The sequence below is a fragment of the Streptomyces sp. Root431 genome, assembly GCF_001426585.1.
Lineage (GTDB): Bacteria > Actinomycetota > Actinomycetes > Streptomycetales > Streptomycetaceae > Streptomyces > Streptomyces stackebrandtii.
In genome coordinates, this window is sequence record NZ_LMEI01000011.1 from 153,704 (window position 1) to 180,033 (window position 26,330).

At 71.3% G+C, this 26,330-nt stretch carries 23 protein-coding genes and 1 pseudogene; 3 read left to right on the plus strand and 21 right to left on the minus strand.

Annotation, left to right across the window (positions count from 1 at the left end; genetic code table 11):
* Window positions 1–344: 344 nt before the first annotated feature.
* The 5 genes from ASC82_RS20335 to ASC82_RS20355 form a co-directional block, all read right to left on the minus strand.
* A complete protein-coding gene (locus tag ASC82_RS20335; RefSeq protein WP_056649952.1) occupies window positions 345–1,037 on the minus strand; it encodes an HNH endonuclease family protein in 693 nt (230 codons plus the stop codon).
* Between the two features lie 33 nt (window positions 1,038–1,070).
* Complete coding sequence (locus ASC82_RS20340; protein WP_056649955.1) at window positions 1,071–2,423, minus strand: replication-associated recombination protein A; 1,353 nt, start codon at window positions 2,421–2,423, stop codon at window positions 1,071–1,073.
* A 42-nt stretch (window positions 2,424–2,465) separates the two neighbouring features.
* A complete protein-coding gene (locus tag ASC82_RS20345; RefSeq protein WP_056649958.1) occupies window positions 2,466–3,092 on the minus strand; it encodes a vitamin K epoxide reductase family protein in 627 nt (208 codons plus the stop codon).
* A gap of 157 nt (window positions 3,093–3,249) precedes the next feature.
* Window positions 3,250–4,512, minus strand: coding sequence for a histidine--tRNA ligase (gene hisS / locus ASC82_RS20350; protein WP_056649961.1), 1,263 nt, complete (start codon window positions 4,510–4,512; stop codon window positions 3,250–3,252).
* Window positions 4,513–4,522: 10 nt separating this feature from the next.
* Complete coding sequence (locus tag ASC82_RS20355) at window positions 4,523–5,230, minus strand: MBL fold metallo-hydrolase (protein ID WP_030316256.1); 708 nt, start codon at window positions 5,228–5,230, stop codon at window positions 4,523–4,525.
* A 172-nt stretch (window positions 5,231–5,402) separates the two neighbouring features.
* Here ASC82_RS20355 and ASC82_RS20360 point away from each other — a divergent pair, with 172 nt between their 5' ends.
* Both ASC82_RS20360 and ASC82_RS20365 read left to right on the plus strand, forming a co-directional pair.
* Window positions 5,403–6,194, plus strand: a complete 792-nt coding sequence (locus ASC82_RS20360; protein WP_056649964.1) for a peptidylprolyl isomerase — start codon at window positions 5,403–5,405, stop codon at window positions 6,192–6,194.
* Window positions 6,195–6,397: 203 nt separating this feature from the next.
* Window positions 6,398–7,627: a DUF349 domain-containing protein gene (locus ASC82_RS20365; protein ID WP_056649967.1), complete on the plus strand. Its 1,230-nt coding sequence runs from the start codon at window positions 6,398–6,400 to the stop codon at window positions 7,625–7,627.
* Window positions 7,628–7,696: 69 nt separating this feature from the next.
* Here the strand turns inward: ASC82_RS20365 and ASC82_RS20370 are convergent, their stop codons facing one another.
* From ASC82_RS20370 to pgsA, 16 genes and pseudogenes are all read right to left on the minus strand, one after another.
* Window positions 7,697–10,180: a bifunctional (p)ppGpp synthetase/guanosine-3',5'-bis(diphosphate) 3'-pyrophosphohydrolase gene (locus ASC82_RS20370; RefSeq protein ID WP_056649970.1), complete on the minus strand. Its 2,484-nt coding sequence runs from the start codon at window positions 10,178–10,180 to the stop codon at window positions 7,697–7,699.
* A 218-nt stretch (window positions 10,181–10,398) separates the two neighbouring features.
* Entirely contained in the window at window positions 10,399–10,950 is a 552-nt protein-coding gene (locus ASC82_RS20375) for an adenine phosphoribosyltransferase (protein ID WP_056649973.1), read from the minus strand.
* The gene (secF, locus tag ASC82_RS20380; RefSeq protein ID WP_056649976.1) at window positions 10,947–12,014 is read right to left on the minus strand and encodes a protein translocase subunit SecF; all 1,068 of its coding nucleotides are present in this window, start codon (window positions 12,012–12,014) and stop codon (window positions 10,947–10,949) included. The genes ASC82_RS20375 and secF overlap by 4 nt, the downstream gene beginning before the upstream one ends.
* A gap of 1 nt (window position 12,015) precedes the next feature.
* Window positions 12,016–13,791 carry a protein translocase subunit SecD gene (gene secD / locus ASC82_RS20385; RefSeq protein ID WP_056649980.1) on the minus strand — a complete coding sequence of 592 codons (1,776 nt, stop codon included), beginning with the start codon at window positions 13,789–13,791 and terminating at the stop codon, window positions 12,016–12,018.
* A gap of 144 nt (window positions 13,792–13,935) precedes the next feature.
* Window positions 13,936–14,421 carry a preprotein translocase subunit YajC gene (gene yajC, locus ASC82_RS20390; RefSeq protein WP_056649983.1) on the minus strand — a complete coding sequence of 162 codons (486 nt, stop codon included), beginning with the start codon at window positions 14,419–14,421 and terminating at the stop codon, window positions 13,936–13,938.
* A gap of 165 nt (window positions 14,422–14,586) precedes the next feature.
* Window positions 14,587–15,687, minus strand: coding sequence for a Holliday junction branch migration DNA helicase RuvB (gene ruvB, locus ASC82_RS20395; protein WP_056649986.1), 1,101 nt, complete (start codon window positions 15,685–15,687; stop codon window positions 14,587–14,589).
* A gap of 63 nt (window positions 15,688–15,750) precedes the next feature.
* Entirely contained in the window at window positions 15,751–16,383 is a 633-nt protein-coding gene (ruvA, locus tag ASC82_RS20400; RefSeq protein WP_056649988.1) for a Holliday junction branch migration protein RuvA, read from the minus strand.
* A 197-nt stretch (window positions 16,384–16,580) separates the two neighbouring features.
* Window positions 16,581–17,087: pseudogene (gene ruvC, locus ASC82_RS20405) on the minus strand (crossover junction endodeoxyribonuclease RuvC); the annotation flags it as partial.
* A 117-nt stretch (window positions 17,088–17,204) separates the two neighbouring features.
* Window positions 17,205–17,957, minus strand: coding sequence for a YebC/PmpR family DNA-binding transcriptional regulator (locus ASC82_RS20410; RefSeq protein WP_024758564.1), 753 nt, complete (start codon window positions 17,955–17,957; stop codon window positions 17,205–17,207).
* A gap of 62 nt (window positions 17,958–18,019) precedes the next feature.
* A complete protein-coding gene (pdxT, locus tag ASC82_RS20415; RefSeq protein WP_056649991.1) occupies window positions 18,020–18,613 on the minus strand; it encodes a pyridoxal 5'-phosphate synthase glutaminase subunit PdxT in 594 nt (197 codons plus the stop codon).
* Between the two features lie 6 nt (window positions 18,614–18,619).
* Window positions 18,620–19,534, minus strand: coding sequence for a pyridoxal 5'-phosphate synthase lyase subunit PdxS (gene pdxS / locus ASC82_RS20420; protein WP_056649994.1), 915 nt, complete (start codon window positions 19,532–19,534; stop codon window positions 18,620–18,622).
* 115 nt (window positions 19,535–19,649) lie between these two features.
* Window positions 19,650–20,192 carry a hypothetical protein gene (locus tag ASC82_RS20425; RefSeq protein ID WP_024758567.1) on the minus strand — a complete coding sequence of 181 codons (543 nt, stop codon included), beginning with the start codon at window positions 20,190–20,192 and terminating at the stop codon, window positions 19,650–19,652.
* A gap of 11 nt (window positions 20,193–20,203) precedes the next feature.
* On the minus strand, window positions 20,204–20,845 hold the full coding sequence (locus ASC82_RS20430) for an MBL fold metallo-hydrolase (protein WP_056649999.1): 642 nt from the start codon (window positions 20,843–20,845) through the stop codon (window positions 20,204–20,206).
* A gap of 128 nt (window positions 20,846–20,973) precedes the next feature.
* Entirely contained in the window at window positions 20,974–22,125 is a 1,152-nt protein-coding gene (locus tag ASC82_RS20435; RefSeq protein ID WP_056650002.1) for a glycosyltransferase family 4 protein, read from the minus strand.
* A complete protein-coding gene (locus ASC82_RS20440) occupies window positions 22,122–23,045 on the minus strand; it encodes a phosphatidylinositol mannoside acyltransferase (protein WP_056650004.1) in 924 nt (307 codons plus the stop codon). Before ASC82_RS20440 ends, ASC82_RS20435 begins: the two co-directional genes overlap by 4 nt.
* Window positions 23,042–23,701 carry a phosphatidylinositol phosphate synthase gene (gene pgsA, locus ASC82_RS20445; protein ID WP_056650007.1) on the minus strand — a complete coding sequence of 220 codons (660 nt, stop codon included), beginning with the start codon at window positions 23,699–23,701 and terminating at the stop codon, window positions 23,042–23,044. The genes ASC82_RS20440 and pgsA overlap by 4 nt, the downstream gene beginning before the upstream one ends.
* Window positions 23,702–23,973: 272 nt before the next feature.
* On the opposite strand from pgsA, the gene ASC82_RS20450 reads away from it, so the two are divergent.
* Window positions 23,974–26,181, plus strand: coding sequence for an elongation factor G-like protein EF-G2 (locus tag ASC82_RS20450; RefSeq protein WP_056650009.1), 2,208 nt, complete (start codon window positions 23,974–23,976; stop codon window positions 26,179–26,181).
* Window positions 26,182–26,330 lie beyond the last annotated feature (149 nt).

Consider the following 26,330-nt stretch of genomic DNA (forward strand, 5'->3'; position numbering starts at 1 on the left):
TCTACGTTGTACGAAACGGCTTCACCAGGGTTAGGGGAGGTCGCATCCGCAGCCGGGAAACCCGCCTGGTCCGTACGGGACGGACCTGCCGGGCAGCCGCTCCCAGGTCTGGGCACATACGTGCAGCACGCGAACGACCCACCGCCGCTCCCGGGATCCGGGTGGTGGTGGGTTGCCCGCGACACCTTCGAAGGTGCGCGACGCTCCTGGAAACCCCGCCCGAGGGCCGGGTCTCCGGCTGACTGTCCCGTTCTGGTGGTGCCGACCGGAGCCGGACACGGGACGCAGCAATCCCGACCAGTGTACCGGGTCCCCGGGCCGCCCTCGCACGGGGTGCCCCGGCCTCAGCGGCAGGTGTCCAGGAGCTCCCGGACGGCGTCCTTCTCGGGCGGGGAGACCGTCAGTCCGTACTTCGTCTTGATCCCCGTCCAGCGCCGGCCGTACTCGCACCAGTACGCCGTGCGGGGAGGCTTCCACTTGTCCGGGGTCTTGCTGCTCTTCTTCTGGTTCGTCCGCTTGTCGGTGGCGAGCAGGACGTCCAGGTCGTTGGCGAACGTCAGCCGCCGGGCGGGCGTCCAGGCCCAGGCGCCCGCCCGCCACGCCGCGCCGAGGGCGACGACGTGGTCGGTCTGGATCTGGGAGGCCTTGCGGTAGGAGTACGGCAGCTCCTTGCCGGTGTACGGGTCGTGCAGGACCCCCGAGAGGACGACGCACGGGTTCCGGTCGCCGAGCCGGAGCTCCGAGAGGTCCCGGCGCAGCACGTCGTCCCTGGTGTCGCAGCCGTTGCGCCCGCCGGGGGCGTCGGTCTCGTCGGACCAGCCGTCCCCGAACTCGGAGCGCTCGTACGTCTGCCAGTTCTCGCCCCAGGCCACCTTCAGCGCGGCGAGCTGTGTCCTGGCCCGCTCGGCCGTCGGCGGGAAGGCGGCGCCGACGAGGGGGACGGCGGAGCGGCCGGCCGGCGCGCTCTCCCGCGCCCGGGTGGGCGAGCACCCGGCGACGGCCGCGACCAGGACCAGGACGCCGACGGTACGGATCATGGGGCGAGCGTAAGCAGCGTGAACGGCGGGGTGCTACTCGTCGCTCTTCAGCCGGGCCCGCACGCGCTCCACGACGTCCGCGTAGCGCGCCTCCGCGCCGTAGCGCGTGGGCTCGTAGTACCGGCGGCCGTGGATCGCGTCCGGCGCGTACTGCTGGGCCGCGATGCCGCCCGGGACGTCGTGCGGGTAGACGTACCCCTGGGCGTGGCCGAGCTTGGCGGCGCCCTTGTAGTGGCCGTCGCGCAGGTGCGGCGGGACCGAGCCCGCGAGGCCGTTCCGCACGTCGGCGAGGGCGGCGGAGATCGCGGTCGTCGCCGTGTTCGACTTCGGGGCCAGGGCCAGGGCGATCGTGGCGTGGCTCAGGGTGAGCGCGGCCTCCGGGAAGCCGATCATGGCCACGGCCTGCGCGGCGGCGACGGCGATCGGCAGCGCGTTCGGATCGGCGAGGCCGATGTCCTCGCTCGCCGAGATCATGAGCCGCCGGGCGATGAAGCGCGGGTCCTCCCCCGCCTCGATCATGCGCGCCAGGTAGTGCAGGGCCGCGTCCACGTCCGAGCCGCGGATCGACTTGATGAGCGCGCTGGCCACGTCGTAGTGCTGGTCGCCGTCCTTGTCGTACTTCACGGCCGCGCGGTCGACGGTCTCCTCGACCGTCTGGAGCGTGATCTCCGGCTCGCGCTTGGCGAGGGCGGCGCCGGCGGCCGCCTCCAGGGCGGTCAGGGCGCGCCGGGCGTCGCCGCCGGCGACCCGGAGGAGGTGGGCCTCGGCGTCCTCCGGCAGGGTCACGGCCCCGCCGAGCCCCCGCTCGTCGGTGAGCGCGCGGGCGAGGAGGCCGCGCAGGTCGTCGTCGGTGAGCGGCTCCAGGGTGAGGAGCAGCGAGCGCGAGAGGAGCGGGGAGATCACCGAGAAGTAGGGGTTCTCGGTGGTGGCGGCGATGAGCGTCACCCAGCGGTTCTCCACGGCGGGCAGGAGCGAGTCCTGCTGGGCCTTGGAGAAGCGGTGGATCTCGTCGAGGAAGAGGACGGTCTCCTTGCCGTAGCCGCCGGCCGCGCGGCGGGCGCCGTCGATGACGGCCCGGACCTCCTTGACGCCCGCGGTGATCGCGGACAGCTCCACGAACCGCTTGTCGGTCGCCTTCGAGACGACGTACGCGAGGGTGGTCTTGCCGATGCCCGGCGGGCCCCAGAGGATCACCGAGGAGGCGCCCGCAGGCCCGCCGTCGCCGTCCCCGACGAGTCGGCGCAGCGGCGATCCGGGCTTGAGCAGGTGCTGCTGGCCCACCACCTCGTCAAGGGTGCGCGGGCGCATCCGGACGGCCAGCGGGCTGCTGGACGGGTCCTTCTCCTGGCGGTCTTCGGCGGCTGCGGTAAAGAGGTCGGGCTCCACAGTCATGAAGCCTAGGTCACGCCACTGACAGCGCCGGCGCCGTCAGCTGGTCCAGAAGTCCCACCAGCGGGTCAGGATCAGCATCCCGATGATCCCGATGTGGAGGACGGGCAGGAGCCAGGTGAACTCGTCGAAGAAGGTCTTCAGGCCGCCGGGGGCGGGGATGACGCCGCGCCGGACGTTGTGCGAGGTCACGTACCAGAACATGACGATGGTGGCGACCCAGGCCAGGCAGCACCACAGGCAGAGCGAGTTGATCTCGTACAGCGACTGGTACATGAGCCAGGTGCAGAAGCCGACGCCGAAGAGCGTGCCGGCGTTGAGGCCGAGCCAGTACCAGCGGCGGTAGCGGGCGCCCGCGAGCAGGCCCACGCCGATCGCGATGACCATCGCGTACGTGACGAGGCCGAGCATCGGGTTCGGGAAGCCGAAGACCGCGGCCTGCTCGCTCTTCATGATGTTGCCGCAGGAGACGATCGGGTTGAGGCTGCAGCCCGGCGTGAAGTTCGGGTCCTCGAGGAGCTTGATCTTGTCGATCGTGATGACCCAGGAGGCGAGCAGTCCGGCCGCTCCGGTGATCACGAGGAGCCAGGAGAAGGCCCGGCTCGCCCCGATCGTGCCGCCGCCGTCCCGGCCGGACGCGACCTCGTCCACCGCTGCCTTCGCCATGTCACCTGTTCCCTCGCTCGCGGGCCTTGTGGGCACGGTCATTCTGCCGTACGGGGCACGGTGACCACCGTTCGGTGGGGATAAGGACGGGGCCACGGGGACGCGGAGGGGCCCGGACCGCTTCCCGCGGCCCGGGCCCCTCCGTCCGTACGGTCCGTCAGACCAGCTTGGCGCGCACCGCGTCGAGCAGGGCGTCCACGGCGACGGCCTGCTGCTCGCCGGACTCCATGTCCTTGAGCTGGACGACGCCCTCGGCGAGGTCGCGCTCACCGGCGACGACGGCGAGCCGGGCCCCGGAGCGGTTGGCGTCCTTCATCGCGCCCTTGAGGCCCTTGCCGCCGAACGAGAAGTCCGCGGAGATGCCCTCCCGGCGCAGCTCGGTGACCTTGCCGAAGAGGATCCGGCGCGCCTCCTCGCCGATGGCCACGGCGAAGACGCTGGTGACGGCGGGGAGGTCGAGCTCGATGCCCTCCGCCTCCAGGGCGAGGACCGTGCGGTCCACCCCGAGCGCCCAGCCGACGGACGGCAGCGCGGGGCCGCCGATCATCTCGGAGAGGCCGTCGTAGCGACCGCCGCCGCCGACCGCCGACTGCGAGCCGAGGCCGCCGTGGACGAACTCGAAGGTCGTGCGGGTGTAGTAGTCCAGGCCGCGCACCAGCTTGGCGTCGTCCTCGAACTCCACGCCCGCCGCGGTGATCAGGGCGCGCACCTCCTCGTGGTACGCCTTGCACGCGTCGCAGAGGTAGTCGCCGAGCAGCGGGGCGCCGACGAGCTGCTTCTGCACGGACTCGCGCTTGTCGTCGAGGACGCGCAGCGGGTTGATCTCGGCGCGGCGCAGGGTCTCCTCGTCGAGGTCGAGCCCCCGCAGGAAGCCCTGGAGCGCCTCGCGGTAGACGGGACGGCACTCCTTGTCGCCCAGCGAGTTGAGCAGGATGCGGAAGTTCCGCAGCCCCAGGGACCGGTACGCCTGGTCGGCCAGGATGATCAGCTCGGCGTCGAGCGCCGGGTCCTCGGCGCCGATCGCCTCGGCACCGACCTGGGAGAAGTGGCGGTAGCGGCCCGCCTGGGCCCGCTCGTAGCGGTAGTACGAGCCGGAGTACCAGAGCTTGACCGGCAGGTTGCCCTGCTTGTGCAGGTTGGCCTGGAGGGCCGCACGCAGGACGGACGCGGTGCCCTCGGGGCGGAGGGCGAGGTGGTCGTTGCCCTTCGTGGTGAGGGTGTACATCTCCTTGGTCACGATGTCGGTGGACTCACCGACACCGCGGGAGAACAGCTCGACGTTCTCGAAACCGGGCGTCTCGATGTAGCCGTAGCCGGAGTTCCTCAGCGGCGTGGAGATCGCGTCCCGGACCGCCAGGAACGTGGCGGAGCGGGGCGGGATGAGGTCGTACGTGCCCTTGGGGGCCTGAAAGGTGCTCACGAAAGTCTCGTCACATTCCTCGTCGGGGAGCGTCCGTGCTCCCGAGACCGGCGGCCACGTCCCGCAGATAGGGGTTCGTGGCGCGCTCCTGGCCGATGGTCGTCTGGGGACCGTGTCCCGACAGCACCACGGTCGAGTTGTCGAGCGGCAGGCACACACGGGCCAGCGAAGCGAGCATCTCGTCCATGTCACCGCCGGGAAGGTCGGTGCGTCCGATGGAGCCGGCGAACAGCAGGTCCCCGGAGAAGAACACGGAGGGGATCTCCGTGGTCTCCGGCATCCTGAAGGTCACCGACCCCTTGGTATGACCGGGCGCGTGGGCGACGGAGAAGTCCAGACCGGCGAGCTTCAGCTCGGCACCGTCCGTCAGTTCTCGCACGTCGTCGGGCTCTCCCACGGTCAGCTCGCCCATGAGGGGCATCCCGATGGAGCGGCCGAGGGCCTTCTCCGGGTCGCTCATCATGTAGCGGTCGGACGGGTGGATCCACGCGGGGACGTCATGGGCGCCGCACACCGGCACGACGGAGGCGACGTGGTCGATGTGTCCATGGGTGAGGACGACGGCGACGGGCTTGAGCCGATGCTTCTTGAGCGTCTCCTCGACTCCCTGGGCGGCCTGGTGGCCCGGGTCGATGATCACGCACTCCTCGCCTGCGGCGGGGGCGACCAGATAGCAATTGGTCCCCCAGGCCCCGGCGGGGAACCCGGCAATCAGCACGTTCGTCCTTAGATGTCGTCCGGCACGGGGGCGCGGAGGTCGTGGAACCCGCAGAAAACACGGAATGCGGCAGATCAGAGCCTACCGGCGCTGCCGGTTCCACAGCCAACCCGTATACGGTACGGGCACACCCGGCCAGGACAGGAACAGACGAGCGACAGGAGCGGACCCGGTGGTCACGAGCGATCAGCGGCGGCGGCAGCTTGCCAGGGAGAAGTACGTACGGCAGCAGCAGCGGCGGGAGGAGAAGCGCCGCAAGGCGAAGCTGCGCAACACCGTCATCGCGGCCTCGCTGGCCGTGGTGCTGGCAGCCGGCGGTGCCGTGTACGCCTCGGTGGCGCTGACGGACGGTTCGAAGGACTCGGACAGCGCCGCGGGCGACTCGCCCACCACGCCGACGCCCTCGCAGAGCGAGTCGGCGTCCCCCGAGCCGAAGATGGCCGTGGACGCCAAGGGCACGTACGCGATGACCCTCAAGACCAACGAGGGCGACATCGCGATCGCCATGGACGCGGCGAAGACCCCGCGCACGGTGAACTCCTTCCACCACCTCGCGGCGAAGAAGTACTTCGACGGGACCAAGTGCCACCGCCTCACGACCGGGGGCATCTTCGTGCTCCAGTGCGGCGACCCGACGGGCGAGGGCACCGGCGGCCCGGGCTACAACATCCCGGACGAGAACCTGACCGCCCTGGGCAAGGCCGGCACGGACGGCAAGGTGACGTACCCGGCCGGCACCGTCGCCATGGCCAACACCGGGCAGCCCGGCACGGGCGGTTCGCAGTTCTTCCTCGTCTACAAGGACAGCAAGCTGCCGCCGCAGTACACCCCGTTCGGGAAGATGGACGAGGCCGGTCTCAAGGCGGTCCAGGCCGTGGCCGCGGCGGGTGGCGTCGGCGGTGCCTCGGACGGCGCCCCGAAGAAGCCCGTCACCATCGAGAAGGCCACCGTCGCGAAGAAGTGAGCCGGGGCGTCCGCACACCGGCGTGACCGTTGAATTTCGGTCGCGCTGAGTGCGGACAGCCGGGCCGCGGTTCGCCTAGATTGGCGTTGTGCAGCGTGGGCCGTCGGGCCGCGCGCTGCGGAAGGCGGGCGAGGCCCGCCGGGAAACTGTGGACGATGCCCGGGGGGTACCACCCCACGACGGCATCATGGTGAGGAGGCGCTGTGAGCAGCGACCCGTGGGGCCGCGTCGACGAGACGGGCACCGTGTACGTGCGGACGGCCGAGGGCGAGAAGGTCGTCGGATCGTGGCAGGCCGGCACCCCCGAGGAGGCCCTGGCCTACTTCGAGCGCAAGTACGAGGGCTTGGTGGTCGAGATCGGCCTGCTCGAGAAGCGCGTGAGGACCACCGACCTCTCGGCGAAGGACGCCACCGCGGCGATCGAGCACATCCGCCAGCAGATCGACGAGCACCACGCTGTCGGCGACCTGGCCGCGCTCGGCGTCCGGCTGGACAAGCTCGTCGCGTCGGTCGACTCGCGCCGCGAGGAGCGCAAGGCCCAGAAGGCCAAGCAGACCGACGAGGCGCGGGCCGCCAAGGAGGCGCTCGTCACCGAGGCCGAGGAGCTGGCCCAGAGCGAGCAGTGGCGCTCCGCGGGTGAGCGGCTCCGGGCGCTCGTGGACACCTGGAAGGGCCTCCCCCGGCTGGACCGCAAGTCCGACGACGAGCTGTGGCACCGCTTCTCGCACGCCCGCTCGGCGTTCTCGAAGCGCCGCAAGGCCCACTTCGCCTCGCTCGACGCCCAGCGCGAGGACGCCCGCAAGGCGAAGGAGCGTCTGGTCGCCGAGGCGGAGGCGCTGTCGAAGTCCACCGACTGGGGGACGACGGCGGCCCGCTACCGCGAGCTGATGACGGACTGGAAGGCGGCCGGCCGGGCGCAGCGCGAGCACGAGGACGACCTGTGGAACCGCTTCCGCGGCGCCCAGGACGTCTTCTTCGCGGCGCGCGGCGAGGTCTTCGCCGAGCGGGACGCGGAGCAGACCGAGAACCTCAAGCTGAAGGAGGAGCTCGCGACCGAGGCCGAGAAGCTCCTGCCGGTGACGGATCTGAAGGCGGCGCGTGCGGCCTTCCGCTCCCTCAACGAGCGCTGGGAGGCCATCGGCCACGTACCGCGTGACGCCCGCCCGAAGGTCGAGGGCCGGATGCACACGGTGGAGCGGGCGATCCAGGAGTCCGAGGAGGCCGAGTGGCGCCGGACGAACCCGGAGGCACGCGCGCGTGCCGCGGGTCTGACCGGTCAGCTCCAGGACGCCGTCGAGAAGCTGCGCAAGCAGATCGACGCGGCCCGTGCCGCCGGCAACGACGCCAAGGCCGACAAGCTCGCCCGCGAGCTGGAGGGCCGTCAGGCCCTGCTCGACCAGGCCATGAAGGGCCTGGAGGAGTTCGGCGGCTGACGCGTCAGCCGTGACCGTACGAGGAAGGCCCCCCGGCAGCGCGCCGGGGGGCCTTCCTCGTGGGCGTCGTTACGGCCTGCGGGCCGAGGTCACGCGGTAGACGTCGTAGACGCCCTCCACGCCCCGCACGGCCTTGAGGACGTGCCCCAGGTGCTTCGGGTCGCCCATCTCGAAGGTGAAGCGCGAAGTGGCCACCCGGTCGCGGGAGGTCTGGACGGCCGCCGACAGGATGTTGACGTGCTGGTCCGAGAGGACCCGGGTGACGTCCGAGAGGAGCCGGGAGCGGTCCAGGGCCTCGACCTGGATGGCGACCAGGAAGACGGAGGACTGGGTGGGTGCCCACTCGACCTCCAGGATTCGCTCCGGTTCCCGGGAGAGCGACTCCACGTTGACGCAGTCGCTGCGGTGAACCGATACGCCGCTTCCGCGGGTGACGAAGCCGATGATCGGGTCGCCGGGGACGGGCGTGCAACAGCGGGCCAGCTTCACCCAGACGTCCTCGACGCCCTTGACGACGACACCGGGGTCGGCGCTGGAGCGGCGCTTCGAGCGGCCGCGGGTGGGCATGGTCGCCTCGTCGATGTCCTCGGTGGCGGCCTCCTCACCGCCGAGGGCCTGGACGAGCTTCTGGACGATGGACTGGGCGGTGACGTGGCCTTCGCCGATCGCCGCGTACAGCGAGGAGATGTCGCTGTAGCGCATCTCGTGGGCGAGCGTGACGAGCGAGTCGCCGGTGAGGATCCGCTGGATCGGCAGGTTCTGCTTGCGCATGGCCCGCGCGATGGCGTCCTTGCCCTGCTCGATGGCCTCGTCGCGGCGCTCCTTGGAGAACCAGGCGCGGATCTTGTTGCGGGCGCGCGGGGACTTGACGAAGCCGAGCCAGTCGCGGGAGGGTCCGGCCCCGGCCGCCTTGGAGGTGAAGACCTCGACCAGGTCGCCGTTGTCGAGGGTCGATTCGAGCGGGACGAGCCGCCCGTTGACCCGTGCTCCTATCGTGCGGTGGCCGACCTCGGTGTGGACCGCGTAGGAGAAGTCGACGGGGGTGGCCCCGGCGGGCAGCGCGATGACGTCGCCCTTGGGCGTGAAGACGAAGACCTCGTTGCGCGAGAGGTCGAAGCGGAGGGACTCCAGGAACTCGCTGGGGTCCTCGGTCTCCTTCTGCCAGTCGAGGAGCTGGCGCAGCCACGCCATGTCGTTGAGGTGGTCGTCCTTGCCGGCCTTCTTCGGCACGTCGGCGCGGACCTTGGAGGCGCCGGCGACGGCCTCCTGCTTGTACTTCCAGTGCGCGGCGATGCCGTACTCGGCGCGCCGGTGCATGTCGAAGGTGCGGATCTGGAGCTCGACGGGCTTGCCGTTGGGTCCGATGACCGTCGTGTGCAGCGACTGGTACATGTTGAACTTCGGCATCGCGATGTAGTCCTTGAACCGGCCGGGGACCGGGTTCCATCGCGCGTGGACGGTGCCGAGGGCCGCGTAGCAGTCGCGGACGGTGTCCACGAGGACGCGGATGCCGACCAGGTCGTAGATCTCCGCGAAGTCCCGGCCGCGGACGATCATCTTCTGGTAGACGCTGTAGTAGTGCTTGGGGCGGCCGGTGACGGTGGCCTTGATGCGGGCGGCGCGCAGGTCGGTCTGGACCTCGTCGGTCACTATGGCGAGGTACTCGTCCCGCTTGGGGGCGCGCTCGGCGACGAGGCGGACGATCTCGTCGTACATCTTGGGGTAGAGGATCGCGAAGGCGAGGTCCTCCAGCTCCCACTTGATGGTGTTCATGCCCAGGCGGTGGGCCAGGGGCGCGTAGATCTCGAGGGTCTCGCGGGCCTTCTTCTCCTGCTTCTCCCGCTTGAGGTAGCGCATGGTGCGCATGTTGTGCAGGCGGTCGGCGAGCTTGATGACCAGGACGCGCGGGTCCTTGGCCATGGCGACGACCATCTTGCGGACGGTCTCGGCCTGCGCGGCCTCGCCGAACTTGACCTTGTCGAGCTTGGTGACGCCGTCGACGAGCAGGGCGACCTGGTCGCCGAAGTCGCGGCGCAGGGTGTCGAGGCCGTACTCGGTGTCCTCGACGGTGTCGTGGAGGAGACCGGCCATCAGCGTCGCCGGGTCCATGCCGAGCTCGGCGAGGATCGTGGTGACGGCGAGCGGGTGCGTGATGTACGGGTCGCCGCTCTTGCGCTTCTGGCCGCGGTGCCAGCGCTCGGCGACCTGGTAGGCGCGCTCGATCTGGCGGAGGGTCGCCGTCTCGATCTTGGGGTCGTTGGAGCGGACGATCCGCAGCAGCGGTTCCAGGACCGGGTTATACGGGGAGGAGCGCTGGACGCCGAGGCGGGCGAGGCGCGCGCGGACGCGGTTGGACGAGCCGCCCGAGCGGGCGGGGGCGGCCGGGGCGGGCCGGGCGGTCGAGGCCGGGGTGGGTGCCGGGGCCGGGGCGGGCGCCTCGGCCGCGGGCCCGGTCTCCGCGGGCTTGTTCTGGGGCGTGCCGGTTCCCTGCGCGGCCTTTTCGGCCTTCGGGTCGGGCTGCGCGGCGGAGAGTGACTGGGCCTCGTCTGGCAAGAGCGCTCCTCGTGCGGTTCCGGGTCCCCCGGTCAGGCCCGGAGAGGCCATCGTATCGAGCCACGACCCGCCCTGCTCACGCGCCCGGGACGCGGACGGTACGGACGCGGGGGAAGCGCGCCTTCCGGGCCCCGTACGGGGACATACCGGAAAAACAGCGGGGGCGCTCCGGGGATTCCCCGGAGCGCCCCTGTGGGCCTTGCTGTCGGACCGTGGGGTCAGACCGTGATCAGCGCCTTGAGCGGGGCACCGTTCAGGACCGGTTCCAGCCGGGCGCGGCCCGGGAGGAAGCCGAGTTCCATGAGGACGGCGACGCCCGCGACCTCGGCGCCGGCGCGGCGGACGAGCTCGATCGAGGCCTCGGCGGTGCCGCCGGTGGCGAGGACGTCGTCGATGACCATGACGCGGTCACCCGCGACCAGGTCCTCGGCGTGCACCTCGATCTCGGCGGTGCCGTACTCCAGCTCGTACGCCTGGCTGAGCGTGGCCCCGGGCAGCTTGCCGGCCTTGCGGACCGGGATGAAGCCCAGGCCGGCGCGGATCGCCACGGGGGCGGCCAGGATGAAGCCGCGGGCCTCCAGGCCGACGATCTTCGTCGCACCGTGCGCGGAGCACAGCGCGGCGAGGGCGTCGGTGAGGGCCGAGAACGCCACCGGGTCCGCGAGCAGCGGCGTGATGTCCTTGAACAGCACGCCCGGCTTCGGGTAGTCGGGGACGTCGCGGATGCGGCTGAGCAGCAGCTCGGTCACGTCCTGCGTACCAGCGGTCATCCGCGGTGCTCCTGAGCTCCGTGACGGCCGGCGCGCGGGCCCACGACGGCGGCCTCGGACAGCTCGTCCGCGGCGTCGAGCGGCTCGCCCTTGGCCGCGGCGGCGGCCCGCTTGACCATGATCCGCTTCTTGAGCGCCCTGATCGCCGGCTCGCGCTCCTTGAGGTCGGCGACGAGCGGGGTGGCGATGAAGATCGAGGAGTACGCGCCGGCGGCGAGACCCACGAACAGGGACAGCGAGATGTCGTTCAGCATGCCGGCGCCCAGGACGCCGCCACCGATGAAGAGCAGGCCGGCGACCGGCAGCAGCGCGACGACGGTGGTGTTGATCGAACGGACCAGGGTGCCGTTGATCGAGCGGTTGGCCAGCTCGCTGTAGGTGAAGCGGGTCTGCTTCGTGATGTCCTTCGTCTGTTCCTTGAGGGAGTCGAAGACGACGACCGTGTCGTACAGCGAATAGCCGAGGATCGTCAGCAGACCGATGACCGTGCCGACCGTGACCTCGAAGCCGACCAGTGAGTAGATGCCCACCGTGATCGTGAGGTCGTGGATGAGGGCGATCAGTGCCGCGACCGCCATTCTCCACTCGAAGGCGATGGCCAGGTAGATCACCACGAGGATCATGAAGACCCCCAGACCGGTCCAGGCCTTGTTGGCGATCTGCTCACCCCAGCTGGGGCCGACGAGCTCCGCCGCGATCTTGTCCTCGGGGACGTTCATGTCCTTGGCGAGTTCCGCGCGGACCTTGTCGGACTGGGCCGTGTCGAGGCCGCCGACCTGGATGCGGAGGGAGCCGTTGCCGAGCTGCTGGACGATCGCGTCGTGGCCCGAGGCCTCTTCCGCGTACTCCTGGGCCTGGCTGACGGAGACTTCCGACTTCGGGGTGGTGAAGACGGCGCCGCCCTGGAACTCGATGCCCATGTTGAGGCCGCGGACGGCCAGGGCGACGATGGCGGTGATGGTGATCAGGATGGACAGGCCATACCAGATCTTGCGGTTGCCGATGAAGTCGTAACCGACCTCACCGCGGTGGAGCCGGGCGCCGAGATCGCCGAGCTTCGACATCTCACGCCTCCTTCGGGTCGGCAGCGGCAGGGGCAGTGGCACGGCGGGCGCGGCGCAGCGGCGGCTTGGCGCCGAGACGCTTCGGGTCGAGACCCGACCACGGGTGACCGTTGCCGAAGAACTTGGTCTTCGCGAGCATCGTCATGATCGGCTTGGTGAAGAGGAACACCACGACGACGTCGAGCAGGGTGGTGAGGCCGAGCGTGAACGCGAAGCCCTGGACCTTGCCGACGGTGACGACGAAGAGCACGGCCGCGGCCAGGAACGACACGAAGTCGGAGACCAGGATGGTGCGGCGGGCGCGCGGCCAGGCGCGCTCGACGGCCGGGCGGAGCGAGCGGCCCTCGCGGAGCTCGTCGCGGATGCGCTCGAAGTAGACGATGAACGAGTCCGCGGTGATACCGATGGCGACGATGGCACCGCAGACGGCCGGCAGGTTCAGCGCGAAGCCGATGGCCGGGCCCAGCAGGGACATGATCACGTAGGTGAGGAGCGCCGAGACGCCGAGGCTGAGGATGGCGATCAGCGACAGGCCGCGGTAGTAGGCGACCAGGTAGATGATGACCAGGGCGAGACCGATGGCACCGGCGATGAGGCCGGCCTCCAGCTGGTCGCCGCCGAGCGCGGCGGTGACGGTGTCGACGCTCTGGGTCTCGAAGGTGAGCGGCAGGGCACCGTAGGACAGGATGTTGCCGAGGTCCTGGGCCGACTCCTGGTTGAAGTTGCCGGAGATCTCCGCGCTGGCGCTGAGCGTCTGGCGCACGGACGGCGCCGAGACGACCTGGCCGTCGAGGACGATCGCGAACCGGTTCTGCGGGTCGGCCTGCTGCGACAGCTTGCCGGTGATCGACTGGAACTTCTTCGAACCCTCGTCCGTGAAGTCCATGGTGACGATCCACATGCCGCGCTGCTGGTCGAACTGACCCTTGGCGTCGTCGACGTCCTTGCCCTCGACCTCGGCCGGGCCCAGGAGGTACTTCGCCCAGACGCCCGGGTTGTCCTCACCGCAGGCCACGGTGGGCTCGGTCGGCTTGACGCCCTGGCCGGCGGCGGCGCGCTGCTTGGGGTCGAGGCAGTTCAGGGTCGCGAACTTCTGCTGCAGCGCCGCGGTGGCGGCGTCCGCCGTCGGGGTCGCCTGCGGGGTTCCGGTGGCCTTCGGCTTCGCGGAGGACGAGGAGCTCGCCGTGGGCGTCGGGCTCGGCGCCTTGAGGGCCTCGCTGACCGCGCGGCCCTGCGTGGTGGCGGTGGCCGTCGGGGTCGCCGACTTCTCGCCGACGCTCGCGCCGGAGGCGGAGGAGGACGGCTTGGCCGAGGGAGTGCCCGAGGCGGAGCCCGAGGGGGTGGCGCTGGGCGCCGCCGGGGGTGCGCCGTCGGCGACGGTGAGAACGGGCCGGAAGTAGAGCTGGGCGGTGGTGCCGACCTGCTCGCGGGCCTGCTTCTCGTTCGTTCCCCGGGGAATGTTGACGATGATGTTCTCGCGGCCCTGGGTCTGGACCTCTGCCTCGGAGACACCCAGACCGTTGACACGGCGCTCGATGATGCCGACCGCGGTGTTCATGTTGGTCTCGTTGACCGCCGACTCCTGGCCGGGCTCGGCCTTCGCCTTGAGCGTGATCGACGTTCCGCCGGCGAGGTCGATGCCGAGGCGCGGGGTGGTGTGCCCCGACCAGAACATGCCGCCGGTGAGCGCGACCATGGCGATCAGGATGAATGCCAGGGCGCGGCCCGGACGGCTCTGTCCCCCCGCCGGCCCTCGGCCCTTCTTCGGTGCTGCCACCTGTCGTATCTCCCTGTCCAACCGTCTCGCGCCGGGTATGCGCGAGACGGCCACGAAGTGTGTGTGGGGACCTGCCCCCGCAGACGTGCAACCGTTCCGGAGACCGCGCACGCCTGTGGGCGTGCGCGGGGTCCCCGGCCGCGACTACTTCGCGTCGGTCTCGCCGTCGGCCTTGCCGTCCTTCTGCCCCTCGGGCGCGGCCTCGGCCGCGTCCGCCTTCTTCGTCAGGTCGGCCTTCGGCGCCGCGTCCTCGGACTCGGTCTCCGCGTCCTTCTCCGTGGCCTCGGCGGTCTCGGTGAGCGAGGAGGCGTCGTCCGGGACGACGGCGTCGGTGTCCGACTCCGGGTCGTCGCCGTGGACGATGCGGTTGTACTCGGAGTCCTCGAGGACCGCGCCGATCGCGTTCTTGGCGTAGACGGCGTGGACGCCGGGCGCGACCTCGAGGAGGACGGTCTCGTCGCCGATCTCCTTGACGGTGGCGTACATCCCCCCGATCGTCCGTACACCGGTGCCGGGCTGCATCTCGTTGCGCATCTGCGCCGCCGCCTGCTGCTTCTTCTTGGCAGAGCGGGTCATCAGGAACATGGCCCCGATGAGGACGATGAAGGGGAGGAGGGTCACGATGCTCACGGGACGGGTTTCCTTCGCACGGTCGCGGAGAACCCGCGGCCTGATCTTCGGGGGTGGGCGCGCCGACCAGAAAGGGCGGCATCGGCGGAGTCTAGGCGAGTCCGCATCGATGGAACAACGTCCAGCATCGCACCCCGGTTCCGGTCCGGGCGAGTGTCACCACCGTCACGCCCCGAAGAGCCCCTGTTGTCCCATTCCCGCGCCGTTCCCGCCGCTCCCTGGGCCCGCTGCCTGCGGCGGAACGAGTCCGAGGTGGGCCCATGCGGCGGGAGTGGCGACCCGACCACGGGGCGTACGGGCCAGCAGACCTTCCCGTACGAGGAAGGGTTCGGCGACCTCCTCGACGGTCTCGCGCTCCTCCCCCACGGCGACCGCGAGGGTCGACAGGCCGACCGGGCCGCCGCCGAAGAGCTTGAGCAGGGCCTCCAGGACGGCACGGTCGAGCCGGTCGAGTCCGCGGCTGTCCACCTCGTACACCCGGAGGGCGGCCTCGGCGATCTCCCGGGTGATGACTCCGTCGGCCCTGACCTGCGCGTAGTCCCGGACGCGGCGCAGCAGGCGGTTGGCGATACGGGGGGTGCCGCGGGAGCGGCCGGCGATCTCGGCGGCGCCTGCGGGGTCGATCTCGACGTCGAGCAGGCCGGCGGAGCGGTGGATCACGCGCTGGAGCTCGCCCGGGTCGTAGAACTCCATGTGGGCGGTGAAGCCGAAGCGGTCGCGCAGCGGGGGCGGCAGGAGTCCGGCCCGGGTGGTGGCGCCGACCAGGGTGAAGGGCGGGAGCTCCAGGGGAATGGCGGTGGCGCCGGGGCCCTTGCCGACGATGACGTCGACGCGGAAGTCCTCCATCGCCATGTAGAGCATCTCCTCGGCGGGCCGGGACATGCGGTGGATCTCGTCGAGGAAGAGGATCTCTCCCTCCTGGAGGGAGGAGAGGATCGCGGCGAGGTCGCCGGCGTGCTGGATGGCGGGGCCGGAGGTGATGCGGATCGGTGCGTTCATCTCGGCCGCGATGATCATCGAGAGGGTGGTCTTGCCGAGGCCCGGGGCTCCGGAGAGCAGGACGTGGTCGGCGGTGGCGCCGCGCTGGCGGGCAGCCTTGAGGACCAGGTCGAGCTGCTGGCGGACCTTCTCCTGGCCGACGAACTCGCTGAGGTCCTTGGGGCGCAGGGCGGCCTCGACGGCCTGGTCGTCCCCCTCGGCGGCGGCGTCGACGATCCGTGCCTCGGCCTCGGCTGCCTCGGCGGTGATGTCGTCGTCCCAGTTCACGGTGGATGCCTTCTCGTTCGTACGGTCGGGGGGTGGCCGGCCCGCCGGAGGGCCGGGGCGGGGTCAGCGGGTGCGGTTGAGGGTCTGCAGGGCGGCACGGAGCAGCTGCGGTACGGGCGCGGTTCCGGTCTCGGCGAGGGCGGCCTCGGCCTGCGGGGTGACGGCGCTGACGGCCTCCTCCGCCTCGCGGCTCGCGTAGCCGAGGCCGATCAGCGCGGCGGACAGCTGCTCGGTCCAGGGCGCGGGTCCGGAGGCGGCGGCGCGCTGGGCGCCGACCATGCCGCTACTGCCCAGGGGGGCGCCGAGCTTGTCCTTCAGTTCGAGGAGGAGCTTCTGCGCGCCCTTCTTGCCGATGCCGGGGACGGCGGTGAGGGCCTTCTCGTCGCCGGTGGAGACGGCGACGCGCAGCGCGTCGGGGCTGTGCACGCCGAGCATCGCCTGCGCGAGGCGGGGGCCGACGCCGCTGGCGGTCTGGAGGAGTTCGAAGACCTGCCGCTCGTCGTCGTCGGCGAAGCCGTAGAGGGTGAGCGAGTCCTCGCGCACGACCAGGGAGGTGGCGAGCCGGGCCTCCTGACCGATCCTCAGGGCGGAGAGGGTGTTCGGCGTGCACTGGACGGCCATGCCCACGCCGCCGACCTCGATCACGGCGGTGGTGGGGGCGAGCGCGGCAACCGGGCCGCTGACGAAGGCGATCATCGGGTTCGGCCTTTCACGGCGGATGCCTGGTGCGGGGTGGTTGATGCCTGGTGCGAGGTGGTCGTCTGCCGCTGAGCGGCTGCCTGCTGCTGAGCGACGGCCTGCTTCTGAGCGGCTGCCTGCTGCTGAGCGGCCTGCTGCTGGGCGGCCGCTTGCTGCTGGGCTGCCTGGTGCTTGGCGGCCGCCTGCTGGAGGCGGTTCTGGGCGACGGCCTGCTGGAGGCGGTTCTGCGCGGGGGCCCGCCAGATGTGGCAGATGGCGAGCGCGAGGGCGTCGGCGGCGTCGGCCGGCTTGGGCGGCGCGGAGAGCCGCAGGAGCCGGGTCACCATGGCCCCGACCTGGGCCTTGTCGGCCCGGCCACTGCCGGTGACGGCGGCCTTGACCTCGCTGGGGGTGTGCAGGGCGACGGGGATGCCGCGGCGCGAGGCGCACAGCATGGCGACCGCGCTCGCCTGTGCGGTGCCCATCACCGTACGCACGTTGTGCTGGCTGAACACCCGCTCCACGGCGACCAGTTCGGGTTCGAAGCGGTCGAGCCACTCCTCGATGCCGCGCTCGATGCCGACCAGGCGCACGCCGATGTCCGCGTCGGCTTCCGTCCGGACCACGCCGACGCCCAGCATGGTCAGGGGCCGGCCGGCGACGCCCTCGACGACGCCGACGCCGCACCGGGTCAGACCGGGGTCCACCCCGAGAACGCGCACTGTGCCCCTCCCTGGACCGCTGTCGCTCAACTGTTTGTGCAGGCTATCGGGTGGCACTGACAACGCAGCGGGCCGACGGGGGTGTGTCCCCGTCGGCCCGCTGCGGAAGAGCCGTGATCAGGCGTCGACCTTCTCCATGACCTCGTCGCTGACGTCGAAGTTGGCGAAGACGTTCTGCACGTCGTCGCTGTCCTCCAGCGCGTCGATCAGCTTGAACATCTTGCGCGCGCCCTCCTCGTCGAGCTCGACCTGCATGGTCGGGACGAAGCTGGACTCGGCCGAGTCGTAGTCGATGCCGGCCGCCTGGAGAGCGGTACGGACCGCGACCAGGTCGGTGGCCTCGCTGATGATCTCGAAGGACTCACCGAGGTCGTTGACCTCCTCGGCGCCGGCTTCGAGCACCGACTCCAGGACGTCGTCCTCGGACAGCTCACCCTTGGGGAGAACGACGACACCCTTGCGGTTGAACAGGTACGAGACCGAGCCCGGGTCGGCCATGGAGCCGCCGTTGCGGGTCATGGCCACGCGGACGTCGGACGCGGCGCGGTTGCGGTTGTCGGTGAGGCACTCGATGAGCACCGCGACACCGTTCGGGCCGTAACCCTCGTACATGATCGTGGCGTAGTCGACGCCGCCGGCCTCGAGGCCGCCGCCGCGCTTGACCGCGGAGTCGATGTTCTTGTTCGGGACCGAGCTCTTCTTGGCCTTCTGGATGGCGTCGTAGAGCGTCGGGTTGCCGTCCGGGTCGGCACCGCCGGTGCGGGCCGCGACCTCGATGTTCTTGATCAGCTTCGCGAAGAGCTTGCCGCGCTTGGCGTCGATCACGGCCTTCTTGTGCTTCGTCGTAGCCCATTTAGAGTGGCCGGACATCTGCCTGTCTCCTTCGCGTAACCCTTTACTGAACGAACCCGAGAGATCCTACCGGGATCGGATCAGCTCGCGGCGCGCACCATGTCGACGAAGAGGCCGTGGATGCGGTGATCCCCCGTGAGCTCGGGGTGGAACGAGGTCGCCAGGGCGTTCCCCTGCCGTACGGCCACGATGTGGCCGCCGTGCTCGGCGAGGACCTCGACCTGCGCGCCGACGGACTCGACCCACGGGGCGCGGATGAAGACGCCCTCGACGGGGCCGTCCTCGATGCCCGTGACGGCGACGCCGGCCTCGAAGGACTCGTTCTGCCGCCCGAAGGCGTTGCGGCGGACGATCATGTCGATGCCGCCGAAGGTCTCCTGGCCCGAGCGCGGGTCGAGGATCTTGTCGGCGAGCATGATGAGCCCGGCGCAGGTGCCGTAGACCGGCATGCCCGCGGCGATGCGCTCGCGGAGCGGCTCCATGAGGCCGAAGAGCTCGGCCAGCTTGGAGATGGTGGTGGACTCACCACCGGGGATGACCAGGCCGTCGACCTCGGCGAGCTCCTCGGGGCGCCGGACCGGCCTGGCCACGGCGTCAGCCGCGGCCAGGGCGATCAGGTGCTCCCGTACGTCGCCCTGGAGGGCCAGGACACCAATGACGGGAGAGGGGTTCATCGGTGCTTACCAGCCCCGGTTGGCGTAGCGCTCGGACTCGGGGAGGGTGTCGCAGTTGATGCCGACCATGGCCTCGCCCAGGTTGCGGGAGGCGTCCGCGATGATCTTCGGGTCGTCGTAGAAGGTGGTGGCCTTCACGATGGCGGCGGCGCGCTTGGCCGGGTCGCCGGACTTGAAGATGCCGGAGCCGACGAAGACGCCCTCGGCACCGAGCTGGCGCATGAGCGCGGCGTCGGCGGGGGTGGCGACACCACCGGCGGAGAACAGCACGACCGGCAGCTTGCCGAGCTCGGCGACCTCCTTGACGAGCTCGTACGGGGCGCGGAGCTCCTTGGCGGCGGCGAACAGCTCGTTGTTGTCGAAGCCGCGCAGCTTGGCGATCTCGTTCTTGATCTGGCGCAGGTGGCGGACGGCCTCGACGACGTTGCCGGTGCCGGCCTCGCCCTTGGAGCGGATCATGGCCGCGCCCTCGGCGATGCGGCGCAGGGCCTCGCCCAGGTTGGTGGCACCACAGACGAAGGGGGTCGTGAAGGCCCACTTGTCGGAGTGGTTGACCTCGTCGGCCGGGGTCAGGACCTCGGACTCGTCGATGTAGTCGACGCCGAGGGACTGCAGGACCTGGGCCTCGACGAAGTGGCCGATGCGGGACTTGGCCATGACCGGGATGGAGACCGCGCCGATGATCTCTTCGATCATGTTCGGGTCGGACATGCGGGCCACGCCGCCGTCCTTGCGGATGTCCGCGGGGACCCGCTCCAGGGCCATGACGGCCACGGCGCCGGCGTCCTCGGCGATCTTCGCCTGCTCGGCGTTGACCACGTCCATGATCACGCCGCCCTTGAGCTGCTCGGCCATGCCGCGCTTGACGCGCGCGGTGCCGGTCTCGGGGGACTGGAAGGTGGTGGAAGGCGTGGTGGACACGGATACCTCACTCGTGACAACGGGGGTTGACGACAAGAGCAGGAAACAGTCCACCCGGGGTCCACATCAAGGGCCAATGTGGACCCGGTGGATCGTTTTCGCAGGTTACGGGTGGTCAGGCCGGACGATCAGCAAGGGCCACCGGCGGCTCGTCGTCCATTTCGAAGGCCAGCGGGAAGGGCGCGTGGCCTGCGAGACGGAACCAGCGGACCTTGCGGTGGCGGCGCAGGGCGCGGGCGGCCCGTACGGCGTCGTTGTGGAAGCGGCGCGCCATCGGCACCCGGCGCACGGCCTGGGCCAGCTCCCCCGCGGCCTCGGGGCCGCCGGGCGCCTCCCGTACGAGCTCCACCTGCTCAGGCTCGCCGAAGACGGCCCGCAGCGCCTGGCTGAGCTCGCTCTCGGCGACCTCCCGGTGGTCCTCCTCGGCCTGCCGGGCGGCGTGCGCGGCCTCGTACAGCACGATCGAGGCGGCCGGGTCGAGGACGCCGGAGGTGGCGAGCTCCTGGGTGACCGAGGCCCGGCGCAGGAGCTGTGCGTCCAGGGCGGCACGGGCGGCGTCGATGCGGGAGTGCAGCCGGTCGAGCCGCCCGGCGGTCCAGCTGAGATAGACGCCGATGAGGATCAGCGCGACGACGGTCCAGATCAGGGTTTCGGTCACGGGCGCACAGGCTACCGGGGCGGCGGCAGCATCCCTTCCCAAAGGTCACGGTCATGGGCGAACAGGACACGCGCGGGACGGCCGGCGGCGAGCTCGGCGAGCCGGTCGAGCCAGGGGCGGTACGGGGTGCCGAACTCGGCCGCGAAGTCGTACGCCTGGCCCGCGAGGACCGTCACCCGGTCGCCGTGGTCGAGGAAGAGCGACTGGTGCCCGTCGGTGTGGCCCGGGGTCGGCACGACGAGGACGCCCGGGGCGATCTCGTGCTCGCCGTCGATCTCCTCGTACCGGACGCCGGGGAGGAGCGAGTCGATGGTGTGGCCGCCGGCGCGGGCGGTGGCGAGCTCGACGCGCTGGACGAGGACCGGGGTGCCGGGGAAGCGCTGGTTGCCGCCGATGTGGTCGAAGTGGAGGTGGCAGTTGACGATGACGTCCACGTCCCCGGGCCGGACGGTCAGCGGCTTGCGGACCGGCTGGTAGTGGGCGTCGGTCTCGGGCGAGCCGGTGCCCATGCCGGTGTCGAGGAGGAGCGCTCCGCGCGCGTGCCGTACGAGATACCCGAGGACGGGCTCCACGCGCGCGTGGAGCCCGCCCCACTCGGCGGCGGGACGGGTGAAGTGCCCGAGATCGAGCCGGTGCACGGTGATCGGATCCATGCCCGCACCCCTGCCCAGGGGCGCGGGCCGCAACCGTACGACGTACCCGGGGCCCCACCCGCGCTGGGAACACGGGGGGCACCGAGGGGCTCGGGCGTCCTATCCGACCCTGATCCGCCGGACAGGCCCTACAGCCCCAGGCGGGCCCGCAGTCCGACCCGTTCGTCCGTGTCCACCGCTGCCGCGCCGTCCGTGACCGTCTCGTAGACGGCGAGGATGTCCGCGCCGACCGTGCTCCAGTCGAAGCGGCGGACGTGCGACGAGCCGCGGGCGCTGAGCTCCGCGCGGCGCGCCTCGTCGCCCAGGAGACGGATGGCCGCGTCCGCGAGGGCGTCCGCGTCCTCGTTGGCGAAGAGCTCGCCCGCGCCGCCCTGGTCGAGGACCTGGGCGAAGGCGTCGAGGTCGGCGGCGAGCACCGGCGCGCCGGCCGACATCGCCTCGACGAGGATGATGCCGAAGCTCTCGCCGCCGGTGTTGGGCGCCACGTACACGTCGACGCTGCGCAGCAGCCGCGCCTTGTCCTCGTCGCTGACCATGCCGAGGAACTCCACCCGGGAGCGCATCTCGCGCGGCAGCGAGGCCACCGCCTCCTCCTCGTCGCCGCGCCCGGCGACGAGCAGCCGGGCCCCGGGCCGTTCGGTCAGGATCCTGGGGAGGGCACGCATGAGGACGGGCAGGCCCTTGCGCGGCTCGTCGATCCGCCCGATGAAGCCGAGCGTCTCGCCCTGCCACTCCTTCTTCGGCTCGGCGCGGGCGAAGAAGTCCACATCGACGCCGTTGGGGATGAGGACGGCATCGCCGCCGAGGTGCTCGACGAGGGTCCGCCGCGCGTACTCGCTGACCGCGATCCGGGCGCTGATCTTCTCCAGGGCCGGCTGGAGGATGGGGTACGCGGCGATCATCGCCCGCGACCTCGGGTTGGAGGTGTGGAAGGTCGCCACGATCGGCCCCTGCGCCGCCCAGCAGGTGAGCAGCCCCAGCGACGGCGAGGTCGGCTCGTGGATGTGGACGACGTCGAAGGTGCCGTCGTGCAGCCAGCGCCGGACCCGGGCGTGGGAGAGGAAGCCGAAGTTGAGCCGCGCCACCGAGCCGTTGTACGGGACGGGGACGGCCCGGCCGGCCGAGACCACGTACGGCGGGAGCGGCGTGTCCTCGTCGGCGGGGGCGAGGACGGAGACCTCGTGCCCGAGCCGGATGAGGTGCTCGGCGAGGTCGCGGATGTGGAACTGGACGCCGCCCGGCACGTCCCAGGAGTACGGGCAGACGATCCCGATCCTCACGCGTGCTCCCCGCCGTGCTCCGGGCGTTCTTCCAGGTCCGCGAGCCACAGTCGTTGCAGCATGTGCCAGTCCTCCGGGTGGTCCGCGATGCCGGCGGCGAAGGCGTCGGCCAGCGCCTGGGTCGTCACGGCCGTCCGCTCGGCCCGCGTGCCCGTCTCCGGTACGTCGATGGGCGGGTGGATCCGGCCCCGCATGACCGAGGTGTCGTCGTACCAGAGCGTCACCGGCAGCAGCAGCGCGCCGGTCTGCTGCGCGAGGATCGCCGGACCGGCCGGCATCCGGGCGGTGTCCCCGAAGAACGTGACCTCGATGCCGGAGGCCGACAGGTCGCGGTCGGCGACCAGACAGATCAGGCCGCCGGCCCGCAGCCGCCGCGCGAGGGTCCCGAAGGCGGAGCCGCCGGTGTGCGGCAGGACCTCCATGCCGAGGGACTCGCGGTAGGCGACGAAGCGGTCGTACAGCGTCTCCGGCTTGAGCCGCTCGGCGACCGTCGTGAACGGCAAGCCGAGCACGCGGGTCACCCACACGCCCGCGAGGTCCCAGTTGGCCAGGTGCGGCAGCGCGATGATGACACCGCGCCCGGAGGCGACCCCTTCGAGCAGGTAGTGGGCGTCCTTGATGTCGACGTCGCTCTCGACCCGCTCCTTGCTCCAGGTCGGCAGCCGGAAGGACTCCATCCAGTACCGCATGTACGAGCGCATGCCGGCCTTGGAGAGCTCGGCGAGCCGCTCGGGCGAGGCGTCCGGCACCACGCGCGCGAGGTTGGACTCCAGCCGCAGGACGCTCTTGCCGCGCCGCTTCCAGGTGAAGTCGGCGATCCGCCGGCCGAGGCCGGTCGCCACGGGCTCCGGCAGTTTCTTCACGGTCGACCAGCCGAGGCCGTACAGCCCGTCGGTCAGCCTGTCCTTCAGCGCGCTCACGAAGTCGCCTCGCTCCCCCTGGCCGCGGCGTCCGCCTCGGCCGACTCGCGTCGTACGGTCACCACGCGCTGCCCCAGCGTCACCGCACTGCCGACCGCCACGATCCACAGGGCGATCGGGAGCAGCACCTGGACCCCGGGCACGCCGAAGGCGTGCAGGCCGGCGAGACCGGCGGCGACCAGCGAGATCACGAGGCGCTCGGCGCGCTCGATCAGACCGTTGACGGCGACCGGCAGGCCAATCGATTCGCCACGCGCCTTGGTGTACGAGACGACCTGGCCGCTCGCGAGGCAGAAGATGGCGACCGCGCACATCACGTTGTCGTCGCCCTTGCCCGCGTACCAGAGCGCGAAGCCGCCGAAGATCGCGCCGTCGGCGACCCGGTCGAGCGTCGAGTCGAGGAACGCCCCCCATCGGCTGGAGATCCCCGCCTGCCGCGCCATGTTGCCGTCGACGAGGTCGGAGAAGACGAAGAGGGTGATGACGATCGTGCCCCAGAAGAACTCTCCCCGGGGGAAGAAGACCAGCGCACCGGCCATCACTCCCGCCGTGCCGATGAGCGTGACCGCGTCGGGGCTGACGCCCCGGCGGAGCAGAAACGCGGCGAACGGTGTGAGGACACGCGTAAAAAAGGCACGCGCGTACTTGTTCAGCATGGCCTTCCCGAGGTTCGGTGGGCCGCGCGGCCCCTATGACCACCGGCTCACCCATCGTAGCCACGCGCGTGCCGCCCACGTGGCGGGCACCCTTCCCCGCCGCGTCGGCGTCCCCCCGCGGGCCTGTCCGTGTACGACGTATGGACGCGTCCCGAAGCCGGTGCAAAGCTCGAAGGACCACCGCGGGCACGCGCAGGAGCCGCACCGCGACACGCCACTCCCCCCGCGCCCGCGTCCCGAAGCACCGTGCGAGCAGTCGGGAGGAACACATCATGGGTGACAAGGCGAACACGGCCGCCGGAGCCGCCGGCAGGGCTTTGACGGCCGACCGGCCCGCGTCCGTACGGAACGTGGTGCTGGTCGGCCACAGCGGATCCGGCAAGACGACCCTCGTCGAGGCGCTCGCCCAGACCGCCGGGGCGGTCAACCGGGCCGGTCGCGTCGAGGACGGCGGGACGGTCTCCGACTACGACGAGATCGAGCACCGCCAGCATCGCTCCGTACAGCTCTCCCTCGTCCCGGTCGGCTGGGACGGATTCAAGATCAACCTCCTCGACACCCCCGGGTACGCCGACTTCGTCGGGGAGCTGAGGGCCGGTCTGCGGGCGGCGGACGCGGCCCTCTTCGTCGTCTCGGCCGCGCAGGAGGCCGATGCCGTCGCCGCCTCCACCCGCATGGTCTGGGAGGAGTGCGCCGCCGTCGGCATGCCCCGCGCCATCGTCGTCACCCACCTCGACACCGCCCGCACCGACTTCACCGAGCTCACGGCCGTCTGCGCCGACCTCTTCGGGCGCGACGACCCGGACGCCGTCCTCCCCCTCTATCTGCCCGTGCGCGGCGCCGAGGGGGCCGACGGGCACGCGCCCGCCACGGGACTCGTCGGGCTGCTCTCGGAGCGGATCCTCGACTACTCGACGGGCGTGCGACGCGAGGAGGAGCCCGACGAGGGCCAGCGGGAACTGATCGCGGAGGCCCGGGCCCGGCTGATCGAGGGGATCATCGCCGAGAGCGAGGACGAGACCCTGATGGACCGGTACCTCGGCGGCGAGGAGATCGACGTGAAGACGCTCGTCGACGACCTGGAGAAGGCCGTCGCCCGGGGCACCTTCCATCCGGTCCTCGCGGCCGCCCCCGCCGCCGACGGCGGGACGCAGGGCCTCGGCACCCTCGAACTCCTGGAACTGATCACCGGCGGCTTCCCGTCCCCCCTGGAGCACGTGCCGCCCGCCGTCACCACGCCCGACGGGCAGCCCCGTCCGCCGATCACCTGCGACCCCGACGGCCCGCTGGTCGCCGAGGTCGTCAAGACCGCCGCCGACCCCTACGTCGGCCGGATCTCCCTGGTACGGGTCTTCTCCGGCACCCTGCGCCCCGACGAGACCGTGCACGTCTCCGGCCACGGCCTGGCCGACCGGGGGCACGAGGACCACGACGTCGACGAGCGGATCGGCGGCCTGACCTCGCCGTTCGGCAAGCAGCAGCGACCCCTGCCGCACTGCATCGCCGGGGACCTCGCCTGTGTCGCGAGGCTCGGCCGCGCCGAGACCGGCGACACGATCTCCGCCAAGGACGATCCGCTCCTCATGGAGCCGTGGAGCATGCCGGAGCCCCTGCTGCCGCTCGCCGTCGAGGCGCACAGCAAGGCCGACGAGGACCGGCTCTCGCAGGGCCTCGCCCGGCTGGTCGCCGAGGACCCGACCATGCGCCTCGAACAGAACCAGGACACCCGCCAGGTGGTGCTGTGGTGCCTGGGCGAGGCCCACCAGGACGTCGTCCTCGAACGGCTCCGGGGCCGGTACGGCGTCCAGGTCGACGCCGTGCCGTACAAGGTGTCGCTGCGCGAGACCTTCGGCGGCGCCTCGGCGGGCCGGGGGCGGCACGTCAAGCAGTCCGGCGGCCACGGCCAGTACGCGATCTGCGAGATCGACGTGGAGCCGCTGCCGGCGGGCAGCGGCATCGAGTTCGTCGACAAGGTGGTCGGCGGAGCGGTCCCGCGCCAGTTCATCGCCTCCGTCGAGAAGGGCGTACGGGCCCAGGCCGCCCGGGGCGTCGCCGCCGGCTATCCGCTCGTGGACGTCCGGGTCACCCTGCGGGACGGCAAGGCCCACTCGGTCGACTCCTCCGACGCCGCCTTCCAGACGGCCGGGGCGCTCGCGCTGCGCGAGGCGGCCGCCGAGGTCCCCGTCCACCTCCTGGAGCCGGTCGCCGAGGTCCGGGTCCTCGTCCCCGACGAGTACGTCGGCCCGGTCATGAGCGATCTGTCGGGGCGGCGCGGCCGGGTCGTCGGCACCGAACAGGCCGGTCCGGGCCGGACGCTGGTCATGGCGGAGGTCCCGGAGATCGAGATCGGCCGGTACGCGATCGACCTGCGCTCCGTCTCGCACGGCGCGGGCCGGTTCGACCGGGCGTACGCCCGGCACGAGCCGATGCCCCCGCACCTCGCGGACAGGATGCGCGAACAGGCCGAAAAAGGTGCCTAGTTGACGGAGCGACAGCGGTGAACGTCCGCCCGGCGCGTGCCGGGCGGGCGGCATTCGGCCGCGATATCCACAGGCCGTGACGCATCAGGCGGTACCCGGTTACGCTGTGGTGCCCAGCTCAGAAGGTGTGCGGGGCGCGGCAGTTGGGA